The organism is Bacillus sp. FSL K6-0069 (assembly GCF_038007785.1).
Taxonomy (GTDB): Bacteria; Bacillota; Bacilli; order Bacillales; family Bacillaceae_G; genus Bacillus_A; species Bacillus_A mobilis.
This window is the reverse complement of sequence record NZ_JBBOXN010000001.1, coordinates 2,663,314-2,686,270: the sequence shown is the minus strand read 5'-3', so window position 1 is coordinate 2,686,270 and position 22,957 is coordinate 2,663,314. Positions and strand designations below refer to the sequence as shown.

23 protein-coding genes and 2 pseudogenes are annotated in these 22,957 nt (G+C 34.1%); 17 read left to right on the top strand and 8 right to left on the bottom strand.

From position 1 onward, the window contains the following. Nucleotides 1-166 precede the first annotated feature (166 nt). The 7 genes from MHB74_RS13750 to MHB74_RS13720 all read left to right on the top strand — a co-directional run bounded on the left by MHB74_RS13750 (nt 167) and on the right by MHB74_RS13720 (nt 7,825). On the top strand, nt 167-1,342 hold the full coding sequence (locus MHB74_RS13750; protein ID WP_061679716.1) for an NAD(P)/FAD-dependent oxidoreductase: 1,176 nt from the start codon (nt 167-169) through the stop codon (nt 1,340-1,342). Then, nucleotides 1,339-2,376: a proline racemase family protein gene (locus MHB74_RS13745; RefSeq protein WP_061679717.1), complete on the top strand. Its 1,038-nt coding sequence runs from the start codon at nt 1,339-1,341 to the stop codon at nt 2,374-2,376. Before MHB74_RS13750 ends, MHB74_RS13745 begins: the two co-directional genes overlap by 4 nt. Continuing rightward, nucleotides 2,373-3,314 (top strand): proline racemase family protein, encoded by a 942-nt coding sequence (locus MHB74_RS13740; protein WP_061679718.1) that lies wholly within the window; start codon nt 2,373-2,375, stop codon nt 3,312-3,314. Before MHB74_RS13745 ends, MHB74_RS13740 begins: the two co-directional genes overlap by 4 nt. Nucleotides 3,315-3,336: 22 nt before the next feature. Next, nucleotides 3,337-4,233 carry a 4-hydroxy-tetrahydrodipicolinate synthase gene (gene dapA, locus MHB74_RS13735; protein WP_061679719.1) on the top strand — a complete coding sequence of 299 codons (897 nt, stop codon included), beginning with the start codon at nt 3,337-3,339 and terminating at the stop codon, nt 4,231-4,233. Between the two features lie 18 nt (nt 4,234-4,251). Beyond that, nucleotides 4,252-5,736 carry an aldehyde dehydrogenase family protein gene (locus MHB74_RS13730; RefSeq protein ID WP_061679720.1) on the top strand — a complete coding sequence of 495 codons (1,485 nt, stop codon included), beginning with the start codon at nt 4,252-4,254 and terminating at the stop codon, nt 5,734-5,736. 130 nt (nt 5,737-5,866) lie between these two features. After that, nucleotides 5,867-7,357 (top strand): alanine/glycine:cation symporter family protein, encoded by a 1,491-nt coding sequence (locus MHB74_RS13725; protein ID WP_061679721.1) that lies wholly within the window; start codon nt 5,867-5,869, stop codon nt 7,355-7,357. A 102-nt stretch (nt 7,358-7,459) separates the two neighbouring features. Then, nucleotides 7,460-7,825, top strand: coding sequence for a carboxymuconolactone decarboxylase family protein (locus MHB74_RS13720; RefSeq protein WP_061679722.1), 366 nt, complete (start codon nt 7,460-7,462; stop codon nt 7,823-7,825). A gap of 144 nt (nt 7,826-7,969) precedes the next feature. Here MHB74_RS13720 and MHB74_RS13715 read toward each other — a convergent pair whose 3' ends face one another. Both MHB74_RS13715 and MHB74_RS13710 read right to left on the bottom strand, forming a co-directional pair. Next, nucleotides 7,970-8,266: a hypothetical protein gene (locus MHB74_RS13715; RefSeq protein WP_061679723.1), complete on the bottom strand. Its 297-nt coding sequence runs from the start codon at nt 8,264-8,266 to the stop codon at nt 7,970-7,972. A gap of 61 nt (nt 8,267-8,327) precedes the next feature. Continuing rightward, nucleotides 8,328-8,969 (bottom strand): HD domain-containing protein, encoded by a 642-nt coding sequence (locus tag MHB74_RS13710; protein WP_061679835.1) that lies wholly within the window; start codon nt 8,967-8,969, stop codon nt 8,328-8,330. Nucleotides 8,970-9,075: 106 nt separating this feature from the next. Here MHB74_RS13710 and MHB74_RS13705 point away from each other — a divergent pair, with 106 nt between their 5' ends. The 4 genes from MHB74_RS13705 to MHB74_RS13690 all read left to right on the top strand — a co-directional run bounded on the left by MHB74_RS13705 (nt 9,076) and on the right by MHB74_RS13690 (nt 13,322). After that, nucleotides 9,076-9,579 carry a GNAT family N-acetyltransferase gene (locus MHB74_RS13705; RefSeq protein ID WP_061679724.1) on the top strand — a complete coding sequence of 168 codons (504 nt, stop codon included), beginning with the start codon at nt 9,076-9,078 and terminating at the stop codon, nt 9,577-9,579. A 237-nt stretch (nt 9,580-9,816) separates the two neighbouring features. After that, nucleotides 9,817-10,482, top strand: a complete 666-nt coding sequence (locus MHB74_RS13700; protein WP_061679725.1) for a lytic polysaccharide monooxygenase — start codon at nt 9,817-9,819, stop codon at nt 10,480-10,482. 162 nt (nt 10,483-10,644) lie between these two features. Continuing rightward, nucleotides 10,645-11,574, top strand: coding sequence for a manganese-dependent inorganic pyrophosphatase (ppaC, locus tag MHB74_RS13695; protein ID WP_000416841.1), 930 nt, complete (start codon nt 10,645-10,647; stop codon nt 11,572-11,574). A gap of 101 nt (nt 11,575-11,675) precedes the next feature. Continuing rightward, nucleotides 11,676-13,322 carry a M3 family oligoendopeptidase gene (locus tag MHB74_RS13690; protein ID WP_061679726.1) on the top strand — a complete coding sequence of 549 codons (1,647 nt, stop codon included), beginning with the start codon at nt 11,676-11,678 and terminating at the stop codon, nt 13,320-13,322. Nucleotides 13,323-13,340: 18 nt separating this feature from the next. Here the strand turns inward: MHB74_RS13690 and MHB74_RS13685 are convergent, their stop codons facing one another. Further along, complete coding sequence (locus tag MHB74_RS13685; RefSeq protein WP_016087532.1) at nt 13,341-13,538, bottom strand: DUF4017 family protein; 198 nt, start codon at nt 13,536-13,538, stop codon at nt 13,341-13,343. A gap of 162 nt (nt 13,539-13,700) precedes the next feature. Here MHB74_RS13685 and MHB74_RS13680 point away from each other — a divergent pair. From MHB74_RS13680 to MHB74_RS13670, 3 genes and pseudogenes are all read left to right on the top strand, one after another. Continuing rightward, a pseudogene (locus MHB74_RS13680) lies at nt 13,701-14,906 on the top strand (peptide ABC transporter permease). A 20-nt stretch (nt 14,907-14,926) separates the two neighbouring features. Continuing rightward, nucleotides 14,927-15,376 (top strand): DUF6884 domain-containing protein, encoded by a 450-nt coding sequence (locus MHB74_RS13675; RefSeq protein ID WP_061679727.1) that lies wholly within the window; start codon nt 14,927-14,929, stop codon nt 15,374-15,376. A gap of 125 nt (nt 15,377-15,501) precedes the next feature. Then, on the top strand, nt 15,502-15,687 hold the full coding sequence (locus MHB74_RS13670) for a hypothetical protein (RefSeq protein ID WP_002085081.1): 186 nt from the start codon (nt 15,502-15,504) through the stop codon (nt 15,685-15,687). A gap of 51 nt (nt 15,688-15,738) precedes the next feature. Here the strand turns inward: MHB74_RS13670 and MHB74_RS13665 are convergent, their stop codons facing one another. From MHB74_RS13665 to MHB74_RS13650, 4 genes are all read right to left on the bottom strand, one after another. Continuing rightward, on the bottom strand, nt 15,739-16,191 hold the full coding sequence (locus MHB74_RS13665; RefSeq protein ID WP_061679728.1) for a hypothetical protein: 453 nt from the start codon (nt 16,189-16,191) through the stop codon (nt 15,739-15,741). 138 nt (nt 16,192-16,329) lie between these two features. Continuing rightward, nucleotides 16,330-16,686 (bottom strand): hypothetical protein, encoded by a 357-nt coding sequence (locus tag MHB74_RS13660; protein ID WP_000606238.1) that lies wholly within the window; start codon nt 16,684-16,686, stop codon nt 16,330-16,332. A 129-nt stretch (nt 16,687-16,815) separates the two neighbouring features. After that, nucleotides 16,816-17,439 (bottom strand): hypothetical protein, encoded by a 624-nt coding sequence (locus MHB74_RS13655; RefSeq protein ID WP_061679729.1) that lies wholly within the window; start codon nt 17,437-17,439, stop codon nt 16,816-16,818. A gap of 678 nt (nt 17,440-18,117) precedes the next feature. Beyond that, nucleotides 18,118-18,279 carry a hypothetical protein gene (locus MHB74_RS13650; protein WP_270401830.1) on the bottom strand — a complete coding sequence of 54 codons (162 nt, stop codon included), beginning with the start codon at nt 18,277-18,279 and terminating at the stop codon, nt 18,118-18,120. Nucleotides 18,280-18,563: 284 nt separating this feature from the next. Between MHB74_RS13650 and recQ the strand changes: the two genes are divergently transcribed. The 3 genes from recQ (at nt 18,564) to MHB74_RS13635 (ending at nt 22,016) form a co-directional block, all read left to right on the top strand. Further along, entirely contained in the window at nt 18,564-20,681 is a 2,118-nt protein-coding gene (gene recQ, locus MHB74_RS13645; RefSeq protein WP_061679730.1) for a DNA helicase RecQ, read from the top strand. Between the two features lie 25 nt (nt 20,682-20,706). After that, entirely contained in the window at nt 20,707-21,087 is a 381-nt protein-coding gene (locus MHB74_RS13640; protein WP_061679731.1) for a gamma-glutamylcyclotransferase family protein, read from the top strand. Between the two features lie 185 nt (nt 21,088-21,272). After that, nucleotides 21,273-22,016, top strand: coding sequence for a class I SAM-dependent methyltransferase (locus tag MHB74_RS13635; RefSeq protein ID WP_061679732.1), 744 nt, complete (start codon nt 21,273-21,275; stop codon nt 22,014-22,016). Nucleotides 22,017-22,036: 20 nt separating this feature from the next. Here MHB74_RS13635 and MHB74_RS13630 read toward each other — a convergent pair. After that, nucleotides 22,037-22,902, bottom strand: a pseudogene (locus tag MHB74_RS13630) (CPBP family glutamic-type intramembrane protease). Nucleotides 22,903-22,957: the final 55 nt, after the last annotated feature.

Genomic DNA, 22,957 nt, shown 5'->3' with positions numbered 1-22,957 from the left:
TAAAAATTTTGACAGTGATAAAAAAATAATACACCTATTTACGATAAATTTAAAATATTTTTACAAATAAAAATATTATTTATAAAAAGTGTATATATGTACAGTTGGCACGTCAATTGCATAAAAGAAAGTGAGGGATGAAAAAGAAAGAAGGGAGGGGTGCTACGTGAGGCACTGTGACGTTTTAATAATAGGCGGTGGTATTATAGGCTGTTCTATCGCTTATTACACATCAAAATACGGAAGAGACGTAACAATCATTGAAAAAGGAGAATTTGTCAGTGGGACGTCTTCACGGTGTGACGGGAATATTTTGGCTATTGATAAAGACCCAGGATTTGATAGTCAAATGTCGCTAGTAAGTCAAAAATTAGTTACTGATTTAAGTGAAGAGTTAGAGCACTCATTTGAATATAGGGCGCCAGGAAGTATTCTCGTATGTGAGTCAGACGAAGAAATGGAAGCAGCGCAGCAATGGGTGAATCGTCAAAAAGAAGCTGGTTTACCGTTTCGAATGCTCGATAGGCAAGATATAAGAGAGGAATCGCCATTTTTTGCAGACGATTTATTAGGCGGATTAGAATGTGCAACGGATTCGACTGTAAATCCATATCTTCTTGCTTTTTCACTTCTTGCAGAATCGAAGAAGTTTGGTACGAAAGCTTTTAATCATACGGAAGTGAAAGAAATGAAAAGAGATATAGACGGTTCCTTTATTGTAGAAACGACTAACGGGACGTTTACTGCGAAGCAAGTGGTGAACGCAGCTGGTGTGTGGGCTCCGAAAATCGGAGAAATGTTGGATGTAAATATCCCAGTTGAACCGAGAAAAGGGCATATTATTGTAGCTTCAAGGCAACAACACGTTGGTTGCCGTAAAGTAATGGAATTTGGTTATTTAATTTCTAAATTTGGCGGAAAACGAAAAGTGGATGCTTTAACTGAGAAATATGGGGTAGCTCTTGTATTTGAGCCGACAGAAAGCCAAAATTTTTTAATTGGTAGTAGTAGAGAGTTTGTAGGTTTTCATACGAAGATAAACAACGAAGTTATTAAATGTATTGCAAACAGAGCAATTCGTTTTTATCCGAAAATGGCGGATATGATGGTGATTCGTTCATATGCTGGATTACGCCCGTGGACAGAAGACCATTTGCCAATCATTTCACGTGTGGAACATATCCCGAACTACTTTATAGCAGCTGGGCATGAAGGGGATGGCATTAGCCTTGCAGCAGTTACTGGAAAAGTGATTGAAGAGTTATTAAATGAAAAAGAAACAATCATTCCAATTGAACCACTTCGTTTGAGTCGTTTTACAGAAAGGGTGTTAAACGGATGAGGTCACAAAGAGTCTTTACGACGATTGATACACATACGGGCGGGAATCCAACGAGGACATTGATAAGCGGACTTCCAAAGTTAATTGGAGAGACGATGGCAGAGAAGATGTTACATATGAAAAAGGAGTATGACTGGATTCGCAAATTGTTAATGAATGAACCGCGTGGTCATGATGTAATGTCAGGCGCATTATTAACAGATCCATGTCATCCTGAAGCTGATATTGGTGTTATTTACATAGAGACAGGTGGATATTTACCGATGTGTGGTCACGATACAATTGGTGTAAGTACAGCTTTAATTGAATCAGGTTTAATTCCGGTAGTTGAACCGATTACTTCGTTAAAGTTAGACACACCAGCTGGCTTAGTTGAAGTGGATATCTTTGTTCAAGATGGAAAAGCGAAAGAAGTCTCCTTCTGTAACATACCAGCTTTTTTACTTAAACATATCACTGTACAAGTCGAAGGAATTGGAACTGTAGAGGCCGATATTGCGTATGGAGGGAATTTTTATGCCATTATCGATGCGAAATCAGTAGGTTTAGAGTTAGTACCAGAAAACGCATCTACAATCATCGATAAGGCAATTCATATTAGAAATATCATAAATGAGAAATTTGAAATCGTTCATCCAGAGTATTCGTTTATTAGAGGATTAACCCATGTTGAATTTTATACAGATCCTACTCATGAAAGTGCGCATGTGAAAAATACAGTTGTCGTTCCGCCAGGAGGAATTGATCGTTCTCCTTGTGGTACAGGAACATCAGCGAAATTAGCGGTATTATACGCTAATCAAAAAATCGAGATTAATGAAGAGTTTATTCACGAGAGTATCGTTGGCTCTCTATTTAAAGGGTGCGTCATTCATACGACAAATGTTGAAAATATGGAAGCTGTCGTAACAAAAATTACAGGTTCAGCTTGGCTTATGGGAATGCATAGATTTTTTTACAATGAAAAGGATCCACTTAAAGAAGGCTTTTTGCTAATTCCGCCGATGGAACATGAAACGGAGGATGTAAAATGAACATTCAAAAAATGTATACAGCAGTAGACGTACATGTAAATGGTGAAGCATTTCGTGTAATAAAAGATGTACCATGCAAATATTACTACAGTTTAGAACATTTAAATGAACAATTTTCAGGTGAATTAGCAGAAGAAATGAAGCTTTTATTAAATGAACCACGTGGTTTTATCGGTTTAAATGGATGTATCGTCGTTCCTTCTATTTATGCGGAAGTCGATGCAGCTGTATTATTTTTTAATCATGAAGGTTCCATCCCTCTTCATTATGGAGGCATTGTCGCAGTCATTACGATGTTACTAGAAAGCGGTTATTTAAAAAAGAGAGGTACGAATCAATACAAAATTGAAACGTTATCTGGCATATTTTTAGTCCATGCGTATGTAGAGAATGATGAAGTTGTATCTGTTTCATTTGAAAGTAAATTATGTTATATGATTGAGAAAAATTTACAAATTGGTAATATAAGTTACTCCCTTATACAGGCAGATAAAGTATATGCAGTTGTAGAAAAGGATGCATATTCACCAGAAATCAGCATTGAAAACATCTCTAAATTAAAAAAATGGGGTGAAGTTACACTTCAAGCTATACAAAAACAGTCATTAATAAAAAGACTTATTTTAGTAGAATCTATGCAAACAGAAAAGAACCATATAAAGTCGATTACATTTCATGAAGATAACTTTATCGTACGTTCGCCTGGTTTTGTTTCTACTATTGTATCTTATGTTCATACATTATTTAAAAATGATTATATAGCGGATAAACCTTTTAAAAATGAAAGTATTTTTAATAGCTTTATAACAGTGGAACAAGTGAAGAAAGAAGAACTAGGCTACATTTTCCGATTTGAAAGTAGAGGATTTATTACAGGAATGCAGACGTTTCTATTAGACTCTACAGATCCGTTTCCGACAGGATTTTTATTAAAATAAAATAGTAAAGGGAGAGATAATTATGAAAAACATTAAAGGGGCATTTCCAGTATTAATCACACCGATGGATGAGTTTCAAGAAATTAATTGGAATGGTGTAAAACAAAACGTAAACTACTTTATTGAGCAAAAAGTAGCTGGGATTATTATTAATGGAAGTACAGGAGAGTTCGTTAGTTTATCAAAAGAAGAACGATTTAAAATGGTAGAAACAGTATTAAAAGAAGTAGATGGCCGTATTCCAGTTATTGTTGGAACTGCAGCAGAAACGACGAAAGAAACGATTGAATATACGAAACATGCAGAAGCGCATGGAGCAGATTGTGCATTAATTATAAACTCGTACTATTGTAAACCGAAAGAAGAGGAAATTTATTTTCACTTTAAAGAAATCTCAAACGCTGTAAATATACCAATTATGTTATATAATAACCCGTTTACATCCGGTGTTGATATGAGTACGGAGCTCATGCTACGTATTGGAAAAGAATGTGAAAATGTTACACATATTAAAGAATCAAGCGGGGATATTCGAAAAGCTAGAGATTTAGTAAGACAAGGAGAAGGTGCTTTTCAAGTCTTCTGTGGGTCTGAAGATTTAGTTATGGAATCTTATTTAGTTGGTGCGACGGGATGGGTTTCAGTGGCAGGAAATATTGTACCAGGACTTGTTACGAAAATGTATAAGCATTTCCAAAACGGTGAATTAGAAAAAGCTTGGGAAATAAACGATGCGATTTTACCACTTTGTGAGTTTCTTGAAGGATCAGGAAAATATGTACAAATCGTTAAACGCTCAATGGAATTACACGGGCAAGCTGGGGGACCTTCTCGTTATCCAAGACTCGGATTAACTGAAGAAGAAGATCAAAAACTTCAAACGATTATTTCAAAAATTGCAGCTCATGCAGCTGTTTAAATAAGGAGGAGATCATATATGTTAACGACAAACATTGAGCTGAGACCAAAAGTGAAAGCGTTTTTAAATGAAGAAATTAAAATGTTTATTAATGGTGAATTTGTCCCTTCCGTTAGCGGGAAGACATTTGAGACATACAATCCAGCAACAGAAGATGTTCTAGCTGTCGTATGCGAAGCGCAAGAAGGGGATATTGATGTAGCAGTAAAAGCGGCAAGATCTGCATTTGAATTAGGACCTTGGGCAGAAATGACTACTGCTGAAAGAGCGCATCTTATTTATAAATTAGCAGACTTAATTGAAGAGCATGGAGAAGAATTAGCGCAGTTAGAAGCATTAGATAACGGGAAACCATATCAAGTTGCACTGGATGATGATATTGCAGCGACTGTAGAAAATTATCGTTATTATGCGGGATGGGCTACAAAAATTATCGGGCAAACTATTCCGATTTCAAAAGATTACTTAAATTACACACGCCATGAACCTGTTGGGGTTGTAGGTCAAATTATTCCTTGGAATTTTCCACTCGTTATGTCTTCTTGGAAAATGGGAGCAGCATTAGCAACAGGTTGTACAATCGTATTAAAACCAGCAGAACAAACACCATTATCGTTATTATATACAGCAAAACTCTTTAAAGAAGCAGGTTTTCCAAACGGTGTCGTAAACTTTGTGCCAGGTTTCGGCCCTGAAGCGGGAGCTGCAATCGTAAACCATCATGATATTGATAAGGTAGCCTTCACAGGTTCAACTGTTACAGGGAAATATATTATGCGTCAATCTGCAGAAACAATTAAACATGTAACGTTAGAACTTGGTGGTAAATCTCCAAATATCATTTTAGAAGACGCTGATTTAGAAGAAGCGATTAACGGTGCATTCCAAGGCATTATGTATAATCATGGCCAAAATTGTAGTGCCGGTTCTCGCGTGTTCGTTCACCGGAAACATTACGAAACAGTCGTAAATGAACTAGTAAAAATGGCGAATAACGTGAAACTTGGAGCAGGTATGGAGAAGGAAACGGAAATGGGTCCACTTGTATCTAAAAAGCAACAAGAGCGTGTGCTACATTACATTGAACAAGGAAAAGCAGAAGGCGCTACTGTTGCTGCTGGTGGTGAACGGGCATTTGAAAAAGGATATTTTGTACAGCCAACAGTATTCATAAATGTTACTGATGATATGACAATTGTGAAAGAAGAAATTTTTGGACCAGTTGTCGTTGTACTTCCATTTGATTCAACAGAAGAGGTCATTGAAAGAGCGAATCGCTCTTCATACGGACTCGCTGCAGGCGTATGGACACAAAATATTAAAACAGGACATCAAGTTGCCAATAAATTAAAAGCAGGAACAGTATGGATCAATGATTATAACTTAGAAAATGCAGCTGCACCATTTGGTGGCTTTAAACAATCTGGTATCGGTCGTGAGTTAGGTTCATATGCGCTTGATAACTATACAGAAGTGAAAAGCGTTTGGGTAAATATAAAGTAATAGAGAACCTAACTGTTATTAAATAGCAGGATGAAATAATGAGAGATACGGACAACTGTAAGGTTTAATAATAGTTGTCCGTTTTCTTATATATAAAATAGTTTTCAAAAGAATGTTAAGGGGGATTTGGATGGAGCAATTAGTAGAGTGGTTAGTAGGGCAAGTATGGAGTATTGGGTTAGTTGTATTTGCATTAGGAGCAGGTGTGTATTTTACAATTGCAACTCGTTTTCTACAAATTCGTTATTTTAAAGAGATGATTAAACTATTATTTGAAGGGAAGAGCTCGGAGACAGGAATTTCGTCCTTCCAAGCATTTTGTTTAGCGTTATCTGGTAGGGTTGGAATAGGTAATATTGCAGGGGTCGCGACAGCTATTGCTTTTGGCGGACCTGGAGCTGTATTTTGGATGTGGGTAATGGCACTTTTAGGTGCAGCGAGCGCATTTGTTGAATCAACATTATCTCAAGTATATAAAAGTAAAGTCGGAAATGAATACCGCGGTGGTACACCATATTTCATTGAAAAAGGCCTGAAAATGAAATGGTTTGCTGTCATTGTAGCGGTCGTTGTAACACTTTCATACGGTGTTTTACTACCAGGCATTCAATCTAGTAGTATCGCAGTTGGTTTTGAAAACTCTAATGGCATTAGCAAATATATAACTGGTATATTGTTAGTCGTACTATTAGCGGCGATCATTTTTGGTGGCGTAAAGAGAATTGCTGGCGTTTCGCAAATGCTTGTTCCATTTATGGCAATAGGTTATGTAATTGTTACATGTATCGTATTACTTGCGAATGTAACAGAAATTCCAAGTATGTTCGCTTTAATTTTCTCTAGTGCTTTTGGTGTAAATGAAATGTTTGGCGGAATCGTCGGCGCAGCAATCGCATGGGGAGTAAAACGCGCTGTATTTTCAAATGTTGCTGGCGTTGGAGAAGCGACGTATAGCTCAGCTGCCGCTGAAGTATCCCATCCTGCCAAACAAGGCTTAGTTCAAGCGTTTTCTGTATATATCGATACAATTGTTGTTTGTACAGCGACAGCTCTAATGATTTTAATAACAGGCATGTATAATGTTATACCGGAAGGGAAAAGCGCTATTGTAAAAAATATAGGGAATGTTGATGCAGGTCCGATCTATACACAACAAGCAGTTGAAACTGTTATGACAGGGTTTGGTCCATTATTCATTTCAATTGCAATTTTCTTCTTCGCATTTACAACATTACTCGCATATTACTATATCGCTGAAACGACACTTACTTATTTAGATCGTGAGCTTAAACATAGATGGTTAAAACCAGTTTTAAAAATTGGATTTTTAATTATGGTTTACATCGGTAGCGTAGAATCAGCGTCGCTTTTATGGAATCTTGGAGATTTAGGAATCGGTAGTATGGCATGGTTAAACTTAATTGCGATTCTACTATTAAGTAAAATCGCATTAAAAGTGTTAAAAGATTATGAAGCGCAGAAAAAAGAAGGGAAAGATCCTGTATTTGATCCTAAAAATGTGGGAATTGAAGGATTAACATTTTGGGAAGAAAGAAGTAAAGAGATTGAAAGGAAAAACTATAAGGAACAATCAGTAGTGGATGATAGTCTGAAATTGTAGTTATAATAAACTGAATATTCATTCTTTTTCGAAGGGTATATTGCCTTCTTTTCATCACATACTACAATAGGTACACATAATTTGAATGGGGGTAATAATAAGATGGAACACGAACAACATAGTTCAGTAAATGATGTTCTGCATCATTATAAAGAAGGAATTGGTAGTTTTACAAACCAAATTCCTGAAATTGCTGAAACATATAATGCATTCACGCAAGCTTGTTTTCAAGAGGGTTCTTTAACAAAAAGAGAAAAACAACTTATTGCATTAGGAATTAGTCTAGCAACGCAAGACGAATATTGTACTATTTATCATACAAAAGGTTGCCTTGATCAAGGATGCTCAGATAAAGAAATTCTGGAAGCATGTGGTGTATCAGCAGCATTTGCTGGTGGAGCTGCAATGAGTCAAGCTGTAACTTTAGTACAAGAATGTTTAACAGAAATGAAAAATCAAAATCATTGAATGTAAAAAACGTTTTAAACTTTATGTTTAAAACGTTTTTTATGTGAGATTGAATTTGAGTATAAAAATTATCTGGTATGTAATGTATTAAAGTAAGAATTTTAAATTTAGTGGGAATGAGAAATAACAATTATTTATTTAGTTTTAAGTTTTCCGAAAAAGTTTCAATTGTTTCATATAATCAATGGCCTTTGTTTTGTTCTTTTGTTTACACACATATTCGAATTCATTCTTATCCCTATAATAACTATTCATCATGTCTTCTGTAACAATTCCATCGGAAATAGCTTTTTTAATTGCGCAGTGTGGTTCATTTGTATGAGAACAGTTAGAAAATTTGCATTTCTTACATATCGCCTCGATATCTTCATATCCAAGATCAAAGTTATCCTCATGATTAATTAAGTCAAATCCTATTTTACTAATGGTTAATCCCTCCACTTTTCAATGATTTCTTTAGAAGTACACATAAAAATTCTATCTTTTTTAAGTTGTATGTAATTTAACATTCCATATTTTTATAAATCGACTTCTCTATGTCAGGAAGAACTTTGTATATGCTCTTACCGATTAAAGATTCTAATTCATTCTTAATTGTATAGAAGCCTTTCCAATGTAAAGAAGAATGAGAGGTTGTTCCATGTCGTAAACCAACTGAAATTAATCTTTTTTCAAGAGTAGTAAAGCCCTCTGCATCAGCAAGTGCGTCACAAAGGGTAATGACCTTATTGTATAAGTCGTAGTCACTATTTTCATTTAATATTTCAATTAATCGGCTTTTCATATAATCAGGAACAAGGGACCACTCCGCTGCTATATCTAAATGTTCATTTTTGCACGGGAATGAATGTGTCACGCAAATAATCGCGTTTCCTATATACCCTAAATCATTCATATACATATAACCATCATAGGAATGAATAACAGATTTAGTAAAACCTTTATACCTTCCTATATCATGCAGTAGGGCAGCATTATATGCAATGTCAGTATTTAGGTCATACCCATTATGAATAAGTTCCACAACTATCTTTTCAGTTGCTAGAGCAACATTACATGAATGTTCGAACCACGGACCAGGGTTTTGTTCATATGCCCACTCGAGAAGTTCTCTTGCGTATGTCCTATCTAATATATACTTCATATAAGTATCCTTTCTCTGAAAAAATTGTACCTTAAATAATTTCATCTTAGTAACCTGTTATTCCTTCTATAAAACTTGGTACAATGAAACAAAAGGGGGATTAGTAATGCAAAATATAGTAATTGAAGAAATTAAGCAAATAAAAGATGATGTGGAAGAGCTTTCTAAACTTTTGAAAATGGTTGTAGATGATGGGGCGTCAATTGGTTTTTTACCTCCACTAGAACAAAAAGAATCCGCGAAGTATTGGGAAACTGTTTTAGCACCAGAAGTGATCTTGTATGTTGCTAAAATAAATAATGAAGTGGCAGGGTGTATTCAATTACATTTAGTTACAAAGCCTAATGGGATTCATAGAGCTGAAATTTGTAAGTTAATGACTCATCCAAACTTTAGACGTAATGGCATTGGACGTTTACTTATGCAAAAAGCAGAGGAGCGAGCAAAGCAAGAAAATAGGTCTCTTTTAGTGCTAGATACGAGAGAAGGAGACCCTTCTAATAGATTGTATAAATCATTAGAGTATCAAGAAGTTGGAAAAATACCAGAATACGCAATTTCTCCGAGTGGTGAGTTAGATGCCACAGTTATTTATTATAAAGTTTTATAAGTTATGATTAAAAAGCTACTATGCTAAAAATAATAAACTCTGATTTTTAACACCGCCTATATTTCTCTAGCGGTGTTATTTGAATGTATCAATAAAATTTATTTAATGTACTAATTGAATTTGAGAAAGTTTTTAGAGGGTTATGTTTGTATAGTCTCTCATCTTATAATGAATGTAGAGGAGATGACTAGGCAACTATAGTTGTTTTCGCTTTATTATGCGAAAGGGGATGTCGGGATGAAAGCGAAAGGTTTACAGAAGGTGAAGAAAGTTATATTAAGTGGTAGCATATTACTTACGGGACTATTAACATTTGGATTTTCAGAAAAAGCTTCAGCTCATGGATATGTTGAATCACCAGCGAGCCGTTCTTATTTATGTAAGCAAGGGATAAATGTAAATTGCGGTCCGATTCAATATGAGCCGCAAAGTGTAGAAGGAATAGGTGGATTCCCTCTATTAGGACCTTCTGATGGACAAATTGCAGGAGCAGGCCATTTTCCTGCTTTAGACGTTCAAACAGTAGATAGGTGGAAGAAAGTTACGTTAAACGGCGGGACGAATACATTTAAGTGGAAACTAACCGCACCTCATAGTACGAAAGAATGGAAATACTACATTACGAAAAAAGATTGGAATCCAAATAAACCATTATCACGATCTGATTTAGATTTAGTACCTTTTTATGTGAAAAACGATGGGGGAACAAGACCAGGAACTTCCGTAACACATGAAGCGAATGTACCTACTGATAGAAATGGATATCACCTTATTTTAGCTGTATGGGAAATTGCAGATACGGGGAATGCATTTTATCAAGTTATAGATGTTAACCTTGTAAATAACGGGTTGGCATCGAATTTCGCGCAAAATCATGTAGTGCAAGTTCCTACACTATTTTAAATGAAATATACATTTTGATCATCTAATTCACTTTAGATGATCTTTTTTTACGAAAAACGATGAAAAATATAGAAGAAAGTGCAATTATTTATAAAAAATTGGGCTTTAAATATTGTCATATTTGCTTCTTTAAGATATCCTTTTCATGAAGAGGTGGAAAACATGGAAAAAGTACTAGTTTTCGGGCATAAAAACCCAGATACAGATGCAATTTGTTCTGCAATTGCTTATGCAGAATTGAAAAAAGAATTAGGAATGAATGCTGAGCCTGTACGTTTAGGCGAAATCAGCGGTGAAACTCAATTTGCGTTAGACCATTTTAAAGTAGAAGGACCGCGTTTTGTTGAGACAGTTGCAAGCGAAGTGGACAACGTTATTTTAGTTGATCATAACGAGCGTCAACAAAGTGCTAACGATATCGAATCTGTTCGTGTGTTAGAAGTTATTGACCATCACCGTATTGCTAACTTTGAAACAAGCGATCCTATTTACTACCGTTGTGAGCCAGTTGGTTGTACAGCTACAATCTTAAACAAAATGTACAAAGAAAATGGCGTTACAATTCGTAAAGAAGTTGCAGGTTTAATGTTATCTGCAATCATTTCAGATTCTTTACTATTCAAATCTCCAACTTGCACAGAGCAAGACGTAGCAGCAGCTCGTGAATTAGCAGAAATCGCTGGTGTAGATGCTGATAGCTACGGCTTAGAAATGTTAAAAGCTGGTGCTGACTTAAGCGGAAAAACAATGGAGCAATTAATCTCTCTTGACGCTAAAGAATTCCAAATGGGTAATGCGAAAGTTGAAATCGCACAAGTAAACGCTGTTGATACAAACGACGTTCTTGTACACCAAGCGGAACTTGAAAAAGTTATCTCTGCAGTAGTAGAAGAAAAAGGTTTAGACCTATTCTTATTCGTTGTAACTGATATCTTAACTAACGATTCTGTCGGTCTTGCGATCGGTAAAGCAGCAAACGTTGTTGAGAAAGCATACAACGTATCTCTAGAAAACAACACGGCTACTTTAAAAGGTGTTGTATCTCGTAAAAAACAAATCGTACCAGTATTAACAGAAGCATTCCAAGCTTAATAGTATTGAGCACGATTTAACAAAAAAGGACAAGTAGTCAGATTGGCTACTTGTCTTTTTTATCTCTAAAAAACAGAAAATTAAAAACGGGAGGATTGTGTATGTTTAATGATTTAGAAAGTAAATTACAGTCACTTTTAGAGCGAAATATAACTTCTGTTTCAGAATTAGAGCGTTGGCTTTTAGAGGAATTGCGTATAAACGCTGAAGTAGAAGAGGAGATAACAAGTAGTTTGATCGCCATGTATAGAGATACAAATGACAGAAATATACGTGACTTACATATGTATAATCAAAATACAATTCAACCACTTTTAAAAAGATACAATGCAAAATTTGACCAGAAATTGAGAGAGTGTCCATTTTCTAATTTATTAGATGAGCAGAAATATGGATTTATGAAAAAAGCAAGGGTAGTAAAAAGTAAAATGTTTAATGAAAAGAACATTACTCTTTCCATTAAAGAGCAAGAACTTATTACGAAATATAGAGAAATAATGTCTAACATATCTATTAATTGGGAAGGTGAGCAAAAGACGTATGCATACGTAAAAGCAAAGCTAGATAACCCTAATAGAGCTATTCGCGAAAAAGCTTGGTACGCTTTATGTGAAGCAAGAAGTGCAGTGAAAATAGAAATAGATTGTATTATGAATGAACTCGTACAATTGCGGAATAAGATAGCTTTACATGCAGGATGTAATAATTATAGTGAATATGCTTTTAAACAAAAAAATAGAGACTATAGTATTGAAGAGTGTTATAAACTTCATGAATCTATAGAAAAGTATGTTGTACCAATATGGGAGCAGTTAGGAAGTCTTTCTAAAAAGAATCTCGGTGTAAAAACGTATTGCCCTTGGGATCTAACGCCTTGTAATTTACCAAAAGCCCCATTTCAAAATACCATTGATTTATTGGACGGGGTGGAAGAAATGTTTCGGAAGACAGATTTATATTTTTATGAGAAATTTCTTCATATAAGGAAAGCTGGATTCATTGACGTAGAAGAACGTGAAAATAAAGCGCCAGGAGCAGCTTGCTTTACCTTACCTCATAGTAAAGAGGTTTTTGTGTATTCTAATTTTAGTCCATCATTTTATGCAATTAATGCACTCATACATGAAGTAGGGCATGCCTTTCATTTTTATAGACAATTTAACAATGGTAGCAGCATGCAGGAAAGATATCTTCGTGAAGAAGTGGCTGAGCTTTATTCCCTTAGTCTTGAGTTGCTAGTAATGGATAAGCTGGATATCTTTTATAAGCAAGAGGATAAATATAAAGAAGTGCAGTGCGTACAATTATATCGTGCTTTGTCTTTATTAATGTCGTCAATTGCAGGAGATGTATTTCAACACTGGCTCTATACACATCCAAATCATACACGAGAAGAACGTGATAAGAAATACGCTGAAATATGCAAAAGGTATCAATATTCATCAGTCGATATTACAGGATTAGAGAATGAAATCGGTGCAAGCTGGTTAGAGTCATTTCACTATGTTCAGTTTCCTTTTTATCAAATTGAATACGCCATTGCACAAATAGGAGCAATGCAATTGTTTCAAATTTATCGGAAAGATCCAGAAAAAGCGATTGCTTACTTTAAAGAGGGAGCGAGTGCAGATTGGAATTTAACTATACAAGAAATATATGAAAAAACAGGTGTCACGTTTGATTTTTCGGAAGAAAGGATTGAAAGTACTGCAAGTGTTATTTTGGATCTGATTAGCGAATTAAAATAAGGATAGCATTAGCTATCCTTATAACTGTTTATTCGTAGATTTTTTCTTGTTTATATAAAATGTAATAATAGCTGCAATGATGAAAATAGGTATGGCATACGCTTGCCCAACAAACAATTTCCAGCCAACATGATTATAACCTTCAGATGCTGGAGCAATCATAGCGATTATGCAAACAATAATATAGAGTACTAGTGCAGGGATTATATTTTTCATTTGTTCACCTCCTTTTCATAAAATCATCACATGTATATTTATATAATACATTATAGTTTAAAAAAAGATATGTACTTTTCTAACATTTATGTAAATAAAAGGGTTGTTTTTAAGTGGAATAGAATAGGTATATATAGAAATGATATAGGGGTGTTATATATAATGAACAATATATTAAATCGAATAAAGAAAGATATAAATATAGAATTATTGAATACGCTATGGCCTGGTTTTAATAGGACTGCATTTGCATTATATAATGATGAACATGTGTATGTATTTCATCATCCAATATTTTTGAAAGATGATGGTGAGTATGCCGTTTTAAAGCGGGATGAACAATTTAAGGCTGATTCATTTATCTTATTAAAAGATTATCCGACTGCCATTGTGAATATGAATAGGCATAGAGATTATGAAAGTTTACTTGCAGTTGTGGTGCATGAACTTTTTCATTGCTATCAATATTTGAATAAAGAAAGTAGATTTCCAAATGAATCTTTAGGATTTCAATATCCTATAACAGAAGAAAATATAGAATTGCGAAATAAAGAGCGAATTTGTTTATATAATGCTGTGCATTGTAAGTCAAAAGCTGAGAAATATAATTATACGAAGCATTTTATCGAATTAAGAGAACAAAGAGCTCGTTTTATAAAAGAAGAGTTTCTAACTTATGAGTGTATGGTTGAAAGTATAGAGGGGCCTGCTTGGTATGTTGAAATGAACGCCCACATTGCAGTATGTAAAAATGATGAAAGTGAAACATTACGAAAATATAGCGGACTTATTTTAGATACATACGATGCTAATTATAACATTAGGAAGAGCTGCTATAGCTCAGGAATGCTTTTATGTTTATTATTAGATGAAATCCATCCTGAATGGAAAACGAATTTCTTTAATAGTGATAAATCGTTATATGCTTTTTTAAAACAAAATATTAATGTTGTTTTAAGTTTAAATAATGAATTTGCAATAAGCAAAGAAACGAAGCAAATCTTTCATTTTGTTCAAAACGAAAGAGACAAGGATTTTAAACAATTTTATAAGGAGAAAGGATATCATTTGTATATTGTAGGGAATATACAATTAAATTCGTTTAATCCAATGAATGTAAAATTAAACAAAAATTAAGCGTTACATAAAACCTTTTTAAGTGTACGTATACATAATAAAACATATATAATAAATCAACCTGTTTTAGCATCTTTTGAAGAAGATTTTAAAAATATGAAACAAGTTCATATTATAATGAATGAAAAGCCAATAGAAACAAATAATGGTTGGAACGTAGTGGGTATTGGAGATATAGAAGCTGAGTATGAAGAAGTAGGGAATTCTATATTTTTAAATTTAAAAAGTTAGAAGTGAGGTAAGAAATAACGATGAAAAGGTTATGCATAATTCCATGCGGAAAAAAGAAAATTTGGGATAAGTATCCAGATTACGGGCCGATGGAGGCAAAAGATGTATATGTTAGTCCATTCGGAAAAGCATGTCAGGCGTATGCAACTATGTTTTTTGAGAATTGGTTTATATTATCAGCGAAGCATGGATTTTTAAGACCAAATGATATTGTACTAGAAAACTATGATCTTGCCTTTGATTCAAAGAGCGATGAAATTATTAGTATGGAACAATTAAAACAACAATTGATTGAAAAAGACTTACTTCAGTATGATGAAATTGTTTTACTTGCAGGCAAGAAGCATAAGAAAGTAGTGACACAATTGTATCCAGTAGAAATCATTACGTACCCATTAGCTGGGTGTAAAGGAATTGGATATATGTTGCAGAGATTGAAGCGGGCAGTGGAGGCGCAGAAGGAAGTATAGGGATAAATTAGTAATATAGATTCAAATTATACCAAATGAATACATTTAAAATAGACTAGTAAACAAGCCTTTTTCGTTTTTAAACATAGAATATGATGAACGCTATAGAGGGGAGAGTCATATTCATGTGTAATAATTGTGGTTGTAGACGTAGAGATTGTAATAGATTTTGGGATGATTTAATGTTTGGAAGATGCAGACGCAGAGATTGTGATGATTGTGGTTGTAGACGTAAACGTGACTGTGATTGTGATGATTGCCGTCGTAATCGTAAACGTGACGACGATGATGATAAATGTCGTAAGTGGTAATATTTTCAAAAGAGTACTTTGAAGTAAAGTACTCTTTTTTGTATGAACCTTTTAAATTCCATCTTGAACAGATTTTTTTACGATTTCCCATGTGTCTTGTTTTTTAATCTGTATAGCTACATTAGTTCCGGTAGACTCCGTATAAAAGATATATCCATTGTTTTCATCCACATATGTTAATGGTTCACCTATGCAATCTCGCGAACAAGAAGTATTAATTAGCTCGATTAATGTTAGTTGGCTCGGATCGGTTTTACTTGAATCTATAATAGTATCAAGGTCTGTTTTACGATAACCTTGTAAGTTCACATGGAAATTCTGTTCAATTTCTCCTGTAATACTAGTATTCATTACTTCAACAGAATGTTTCTTTTCTTGAAGAAATCCGTTTTCATAAAGTAATTTTGTATATCCAAGCCATCCAATTAAAACTAGCATAATAAACATACTACATATTTTAAGTGTTCGAAGCCGTTTACTAACAATCGTTTCTGAGTATTTCATTCAGTTTAATCCTCCAATGTTTTTAATTAAAAGTATGCCTAGATACATACTTTTAGAAGAAAGATAGAAGTTAACGAGCCCTTGAACCAAAAAAGAAAGCATCCGAAGTTAGATGCTTTCTTTTTTGCGTATTATTCACTATCTGTTCGTTACTTGTTTCATAAGTGGTCTTATTTCTTTAACGGGTGGTTTTTTATCATAAGCATCAACGTAAGAGAAATAGTAATTTAAGTTTCTGAGAAGGCCTTTTCCTATTTTAGCGCTTAAGAATGGAAATACTTGTCCAGTATAATCGTCGAGAGATTTACAGTAGTATTTTTCATCTAAATATATACTGTATTTACATGTTAGTTCTACTAACGAGTTACCTTCATCATCAATTACTTCCTTAGAATCAATAATGTCTATTAATGCGAATTTTTCATTTAGATAAACTTTCTTTTTTTTCTCGTGTTTATTTGTGAGTATAAATACAAGACCAATTGCGTTAATCAAAAGATTTCCTCCTATAAAAAACGGATATAAATAAAATATATCGATATACGTTAAATGTAAAGAGGAGAGGTGAAATTTCATTGACAGAAAGTTTAATAAGCCGATTTGCTTTTTCAAATCGGCTTATTGTTATTGAAATACTTGCGGGAATTGCTTTACGATTGCATTTGTTATCATATCGGCCATTTCCAATGCCTCTTTTTCAATTTTATCGTATAGTTTTACGCTTGCTTCAAAATCTTTATTTAGGAAGGCAAGTGCTTCTGCTTTTGTTAAGGCTAAATGTTCATAAAACATTTTCCGAAATGCTTCTTTTTCTATATATGGGTTGATACTGTTAAGAAAATCGACAATTTGATCAGCGTTAGCATACCATTTCTTCTCTATAGCGGCAGCGGCATTTTGGTCACCAGCTTTTGCGGCTTTAACAAGATCTGCTGCAATGACTAAGTGGTCTTTAATTAAAGCACTATATTTTTTTACAGCATCTTCACCATAGAATGGTTCAAGTGATAGTCCCATATGTGTTGCGTTTTGAAGAAGTCGCCCAACCGTAACGTTAACGTCTGGTAAATTAAAGACAATACTTATAATAGCTAATCTCGTCCAAGCAACGTGTTGTTCCCATAAAGAACGCATATAACCTTTTAAAAAGTTCTCGTTTTTACTAATTCGGTAATTACGGACAGATGTATCAAAGTGGACATAAGGGTTATGATAGGGGGAGTAATACGATTGCCAATAAGTATACATAAACGGTAACACTCCTTTGAACATGTATAACTCAAAGTATGATGGGAATTTATTTTTAGTTACGTGTCCTAGATTAATTTCAAAAATTGACATGGAAAAAGATGAAGTATTTCATTGTGGTATATATAAATAAAATGAATATAAAGTAAAAGAGGCTCTGCAAGGGAAGTTGCAGAGCCTCTAAGGGTATTGCCGAGATGTCGGACTCGACTAAGTAATATTATCATAAAATTCTTTTAAAAAAACCTGGTAAATGTGTCCAAATGAAAGTGAATCTTTAATAAAGTCAAAGGGATCCGCTTCCCGCAGCAGATCCCTTTAACTAGATAATGTTGATGAGCAAAAACTCATCTGGAGTACTTTTATAGTAACAAGTGAAAACCGTTTTGTGTATTGAGAAAAAAAGAATTGAGTAATTAAATGTTAAGAATTTATATTTTACCTTTTGTGATTATCACCATTTGTGGCGAGTGGAGTTTGGTAATAAAATGGAGAAAAGACTTGCAAGCATTTACAAGTGTACTGAAATATATAATATTCAAAAAAAGACCTGCTAATATAGGCAGGTCAACTTAAGGGGTTTATAAAAGCAGAATATTTCATATGATAACAGCTGTATTATAGTAAGTCTATAAGGTATATATTGAGAAAATTATTATGAATGATATATCACACACATTAACGTTTAAAAAGTTGAGAAAGAAAATGAAAAAGTTTTCTATAAGAAAATAATGGCTGGTACTTATAATACGATTCATATTTCCACGCATCATGATTTGAAAACTGAAGTTGGTTCGGTACTGTTTTCTCTTGGATAGAACTAATATTCTGCTCCTTCATATAGTAACCTCCTGAATTCATATGTATAAGATTAGTAGTATTCAAGGAAGAGTAATAAAATGTATAATTATTTTGTAATTCATCTTAGATGTGGTTGATTCAGGTTTTAAAATTTATAGACATAAATAGCAATTAAAACACCGCTGCTAAACAACATTTAAAACGTAGAGAAGCGTAAAATAATGAAAAGCAAGCTGTTAGTCATGTATTCATCACTTTCAAGACGCTTAAGTGATGATATAATAGGAATAGATGAAAGATATAGAAAAGCAGGTGACTCTTTTTTGTTTACAAAAGCACAAGAACTTTTAGCGTCTTATTTCGGTTATTCGTCATTCCGAAGAGGACAAGATGAAACAATTAAAAATGTATTAGATGGGAAAGATACAGTTTGTATTATGCCTACGGGCGGTGGTAAGTCAATTTGTTATCAAATTCCCGCATTAGTATTCGAAGGAACGACATTAGTTATTTCACCTTTGATTTCACTTATGAAAGACCAAGTAGATACATTAGTACAAAACGGTATTTCAGCTACTTATATTAATAGTTCTATTTCTATTACAGAAGCAAATCAACGAATTCAATTAGCGAAACAAGGTCATTATAAGTTACTTTATGTGGCACCAGAGCGCTTGGATTCAATGGAGTTTGTTGACCAACTTATCGATATGAAAATCCCGATGATTGCAATTGATGAGGCGCACTGTATTTCGCAGTGGGGACATGATTTCCGTCCGAGTTATTTACATATACATCGCATATTAGATTATCTTCCAGAAAAGCCGCTCGTATTAGCATTAACTGCTACGGCAACACCACAAGTTCGTGAAGATATTTGCAACACGCTTGGAATTAATCAAGAAAATACGATTATGACAACGTTTGAGCGCGAGAACTTATCATTTTCTGTTATTAAAGGACAAGATCGTCATGCATATTTAGCGGATTATATTCGTCAAAATCAAAAAGAATCTGGGATTATATATGCAGCTACTAGAAAAGTAGTTGATCAATTGTATGAGGATTTAATGAAAGCGGGCGTTTCGGTATCAAAATACCATGCTGGTATGAGTGATACCGATCGAAATGAGCAGCAAGAACTCTTTTTACGTGATGAAGTGAGTGTAATGGTAGCGACATCTGCATTCGGTATGGGGATTGATAAATCAAATATACGTTACGTTATCCATTATCAACTGCCAAAAAACATGGAAAGTTATTACCAAGAAGCAGGACGTGCCGGACGTGACGGATTAGATAGTGCATGTATATTGCTATATTCTTCTCAAGATGTGCAAGTACAGCGCTTTTTAATTGATCAATCGACAGGAGAGTCTCGTTTTTCAAACGAACTTGAAAAACTGCAAAATATGACTGACTACTGTCATACAGAACAATGTTTGCAATCATTTATTTTGCAATACTTTGGAGAAGAGCCGAAAGAAGATTGTGGCCGCTGCGGTAATTGTACGGATGACCGCGAGAGTATCGATGTGACGAGAGAATCACAAATGGTTCTATCTTGTATGATTAGAACGAACCAACGATTTGGTAAACAAATGATTGCACAAGTGCTAACTGGATCTAAAAATAAGAAAGTTATTGAATTTAATTTTCATACTTTACCAACATACGGATTACTATCAAATCGTAGCGTAAAAGAAGTCAGTGAATTTATTGAGTTTCTAATTTCAGATGAGTTAATTGCAGTTGAACATGGTACGTATCCGACATTAAAAGTAACGGAAAAAGGGAGAGAAGTGTTACTTAGTAAAGTGAATGTTTTACGTAAAGAACGAGTAGAGACAAGACAAATTGTTCAAGATCATCCTTTATTTGAAGTACTTCGTGAAGTACGTAAAGAAATTGCGCAAGGAGAAGGTGTACCTCCATTTGTTATTTTCTCTGATCAAACGTTGAAGGATATGTGTGCAAAAATGCCGCAAAGTGACTCTGAACTTTTAACTGTAAAAGGGATTGGTGAACATAAACTTGTGAAGTATGGCTCTCACTTCTTACAAGCAGTTCAGCACTTTATAGAGGAAAACCCAAACTATGCTGAAACAGTTAAAACAGAAGTGGTGACAGAGCGGAAAAAGTCTGGGAAAGCTTCAGCAAATTCTCATTTAGAAACGTATGAAATGTACAAGCAAGGCATTGATCTAGATGAAATTGCGAAAGAACGTGGCTTATCAAGACAAACGATTGAAAATCATTTAATCCGCTCTTTTGAAGATGGAATGGAAGTAGATTGGAACAGTTTTGTTCCTGCCAAATATGAACAAATGATTGAAACTGCCGTGCAAAATGCAGAGGGCGGCCTGAAATCGATTAAGGAACAACTCCCAAATGAAGTGAGTTACTTTATGATTCGTGCTTATTTACAAATTAGAAAATAGAGACATATAAAGGGGATAGGGATATATGTATCACGTTTTCGTGTATGGCACGTTAAGAAAAGAGCAAACGAATGCTCATTTTATGCAAGGTGCAATATGCATTGCAGACGGAGCATGGATGTATGGGAAATTATTCGATACAAACGAAGGGTATCCGGCGATGATTTGTTCAAATGAAGACAAAGTATATGGAGAAGTTTACGAAGTAAATGATGATGTTCTGCAAAAATTAGATGAACTTGAAGAATACACAGGTAATGCAGAGAGTGACCTATATGACCGAATCACCGAAACGATTTATTTAGCTGATAGAGAAATACGTGCATTTGTGTATGTTGCTCAAGATAAAGAGATGCTGAAGGAAGTTATCGTTTCTGGTGATTGGGTGAAGTATCAACAAGGATAATAAAGGCAGCGTAGAAGCAGATAGTGGGAACATCCATTATCTGTTTTTTAAATTGATACTTTCAAAATTCTGATTATTTTGATAAAATGTAAATAAAGGGAAATCAAAAGGAGGATTTTTCATGGGGATCAGAAATTTAGTTTCTCACCTGTAGCAGAAAAATAATATACAGGAGGAGAATATTAATGAACGAATTAAATGTAAAAGAATTTTATAAAAAACAATTTGAACTACTAAGCTATGATGTAAATAATGAAAATTGGTTACAGGAAGTTGCTAAAGAAGTACAAGAACAAGTTGGATATACATTTCAGTCGATGTTAGAACTAGGAGCAGGAAATGGTGGATTTGCAAGAGCGATGTCTAATTTGAATGTAAAGATGACTACAGTTGAGCTAGTACGAGAGTTAGTTATGTTTGCGAAAGAACATTCTACTAATGATATTGTTATTCACTGTGCTGACTTTTATAAAATTAATTTTGAAGAAAAGTTTGATGTCGTTACTTATTTGGACGGATTTGGTGTAGGAACGGATGCAGAACAATTATTTTTATTAAAACGCATCCATAGTTGGTTGAAAGATGATGGGTGTGCACTTATTGATATTTATCAACCTTTATATTGGGAAAAAGCAAATGGACAAGAAATGCCGATTTATTCTGCAATGCGAAAATATGAATATGATAGTGAAAATGCTAGAATGCTGGACCATTGGTGGGAAATGGATTCTTCAAATGATATTGTGACACAATCTTTACGTTGCTATACTATAGATGAGATTAATAATTTATGTGCAGAGGCTCGCTTCAGTATAGTTGGGATTTTCCCAGGAGGGGCGTATGACTTTGAAGAGAGAGCATATAAAGAGCAAGCGTCATTAAATGAATGTTTATCATATCGTATAAAAGTAAAAAAGAGTAAGGATTAATTCCTTACTCTTTTTTACTTTTATAGTGTGAATAATTGACTGTCTTTCGTATTTAATTGCCGTTCTTTTTTATCCTTATGGACCTTAGTACAATCCCGATGCCCAGAAATAAAACAGTGGCAACGAAACCATTAATAGGATTTAACCAAAAATCACTACTATTTGTAAGCGTAATAATACCGGTTATAGTTATTAAAACAGTAGGAACGGCATCTTCAATCGCATGCATGATAACACATGGCCATACTGACTTTGTAAGTCTATATATTTCAACATACATAATAGACCAAGAAACCATAAGTATGCATCCTGATAAAAGCATATTTAACCTAGAAATAGATTCAAAATATTCATTTGGTAAAAAAACTAAATAATAAGCGGCATGCCAAAGAGCCCAAATTAAACCAGAAATAATATAAATAAACCAATCGTTTAACTTTAGTTCAATCAGTTTTGGAGTTAAATAACCGCGCCAAGAGAACTCTTCGAAAATATTTTTAATAAAATTACCTATAGTAGACATGAGTATGAGAGAACATAATGAGGACATCTCAAAGTTAGATATGTTAACGACTCCGAAAAATAGAGCTAAGCATATAGTTATTAGTGTAACGAATGGATAAATAAGTATTGCTACGAAATACCATTTAAAGTTTCCTTTTAAATTTGGTTTGATACCAAAATCATTCCAATCTCGACCAATAATTCTAAGTAAGATACTTGCGAGAAAGGGTAATATTAGCCATAATCCCATACCTAAAGAGTTTCCTTCAGGCTGATCTATTAGAAGAGAATCGAGAAATACACCAATCCAGCCACTTGCTAGCACAATTAACACAAAAATAATTAAATGTAACTTTACATGCTTTCTATTGGTTGTAGTCATTTCGAATAAACTCCTTTTTTATTTTTGGTATTTATCTATTGACACTTCTCATTAT

What these genes read in the sequence shown, in the direction of transcription:
- MHB74_RS13745 (WP_061679717.1), top strand. Translation starts at nt 1,339, where the DNA reads ATGAGGTCACAAAGAGTCTTTACGACGATTGATACACATACGGGCGGG.
- MHB74_RS13740 (WP_061679718.1), top strand. Translation starts at nt 2,373, where the DNA reads ATGAACATTCAAAAAATGTATACAGCAGTAGACGTACATGTAAATGGT.
- dapA (WP_061679719.1), top strand. Translation starts at nt 3,337, where the DNA reads ATGAAAAACATTAAAGGGGCATTTCCAGTATTAATCACACCGATGGAT.
- MHB74_RS13730 (WP_061679720.1), top strand. Translation starts at nt 4,252, where the DNA reads ATGTTAACGACAAACATTGAGCTGAGACCAAAAGTGAAAGCGTTTTTA.
- MHB74_RS13725 (WP_061679721.1), top strand. Translation starts at nt 5,867, where the DNA reads ATGGAGCAATTAGTAGAGTGGTTAGTAGGGCAAGTATGGAGTATTGGG.
- MHB74_RS13720 (WP_061679722.1), top strand. Translation starts at nt 7,460, where the DNA reads ATGGAACACGAACAACATAGTTCAGTAAATGATGTTCTGCATCATTAT.
- MHB74_RS13710 (WP_061679835.1), bottom strand. Translation starts at nt 8,969, where the DNA reads ATGAAGTATATATTAGATAGGACATACGCAAGAGAACTTCTCGAGTGG.
- MHB74_RS13705 (WP_061679724.1), top strand. Translation starts at nt 9,076, where the DNA reads ATGCAAAATATAGTAATTGAAGAAATTAAGCAAATAAAAGATGATGTG.
- MHB74_RS13700 (WP_061679725.1), top strand. Translation starts at nt 9,817, where the DNA reads ATGAAAGCGAAAGGTTTACAGAAGGTGAAGAAAGTTATATTAAGTGGT.
- ppaC (WP_000416841.1), top strand. Translation starts at nt 10,645, where the DNA reads ATGGAAAAAGTACTAGTTTTCGGGCATAAAAACCCAGATACAGATGCA.
- MHB74_RS13690 (WP_061679726.1), top strand. Translation starts at nt 11,676, where the DNA reads ATGTTTAATGATTTAGAAAGTAAATTACAGTCACTTTTAGAGCGAAAT.
- MHB74_RS13685 (WP_016087532.1), bottom strand. Translation starts at nt 13,538, where the DNA reads ATGAAAAATATAATCCCTGCACTAGTACTCTATATTATTGTTTGCATA.
- MHB74_RS13675 (WP_061679727.1), top strand. Translation starts at nt 14,927, where the DNA reads ATGAAAAGGTTATGCATAATTCCATGCGGAAAAAAGAAAATTTGGGAT.
- MHB74_RS13670 (WP_002085081.1), top strand. Translation starts at nt 15,502, where the DNA reads ATGTGTAATAATTGTGGTTGTAGACGTAGAGATTGTAATAGATTTTGG.
- MHB74_RS13665 (WP_061679728.1), bottom strand. Translation starts at nt 16,191, where the DNA reads ATGAAATACTCAGAAACGATTGTTAGTAAACGGCTTCGAACACTTAAA.
- MHB74_RS13655 (WP_061679729.1), bottom strand. Translation starts at nt 17,439, where the DNA reads ATGTATACTTATTGGCAATCGTATTACTCCCCCTATCATAACCCTTAT.
- MHB74_RS13650 (WP_270401830.1), bottom strand. Translation starts at nt 18,279, where the DNA reads ATGAAGGAGCAGAATATTAGTTCTATCCAAGAGAAAACAGTACCGAAC.
- MHB74_RS13640 (WP_061679731.1), top strand. Translation starts at nt 20,707, where the DNA reads ATGTATCACGTTTTCGTGTATGGCACGTTAAGAAAAGAGCAAACGAAT.
- MHB74_RS13635 (WP_061679732.1), top strand. Translation starts at nt 21,273, where the DNA reads ATGAACGAATTAAATGTAAAAGAATTTTATAAAAAACAATTTGAACTA.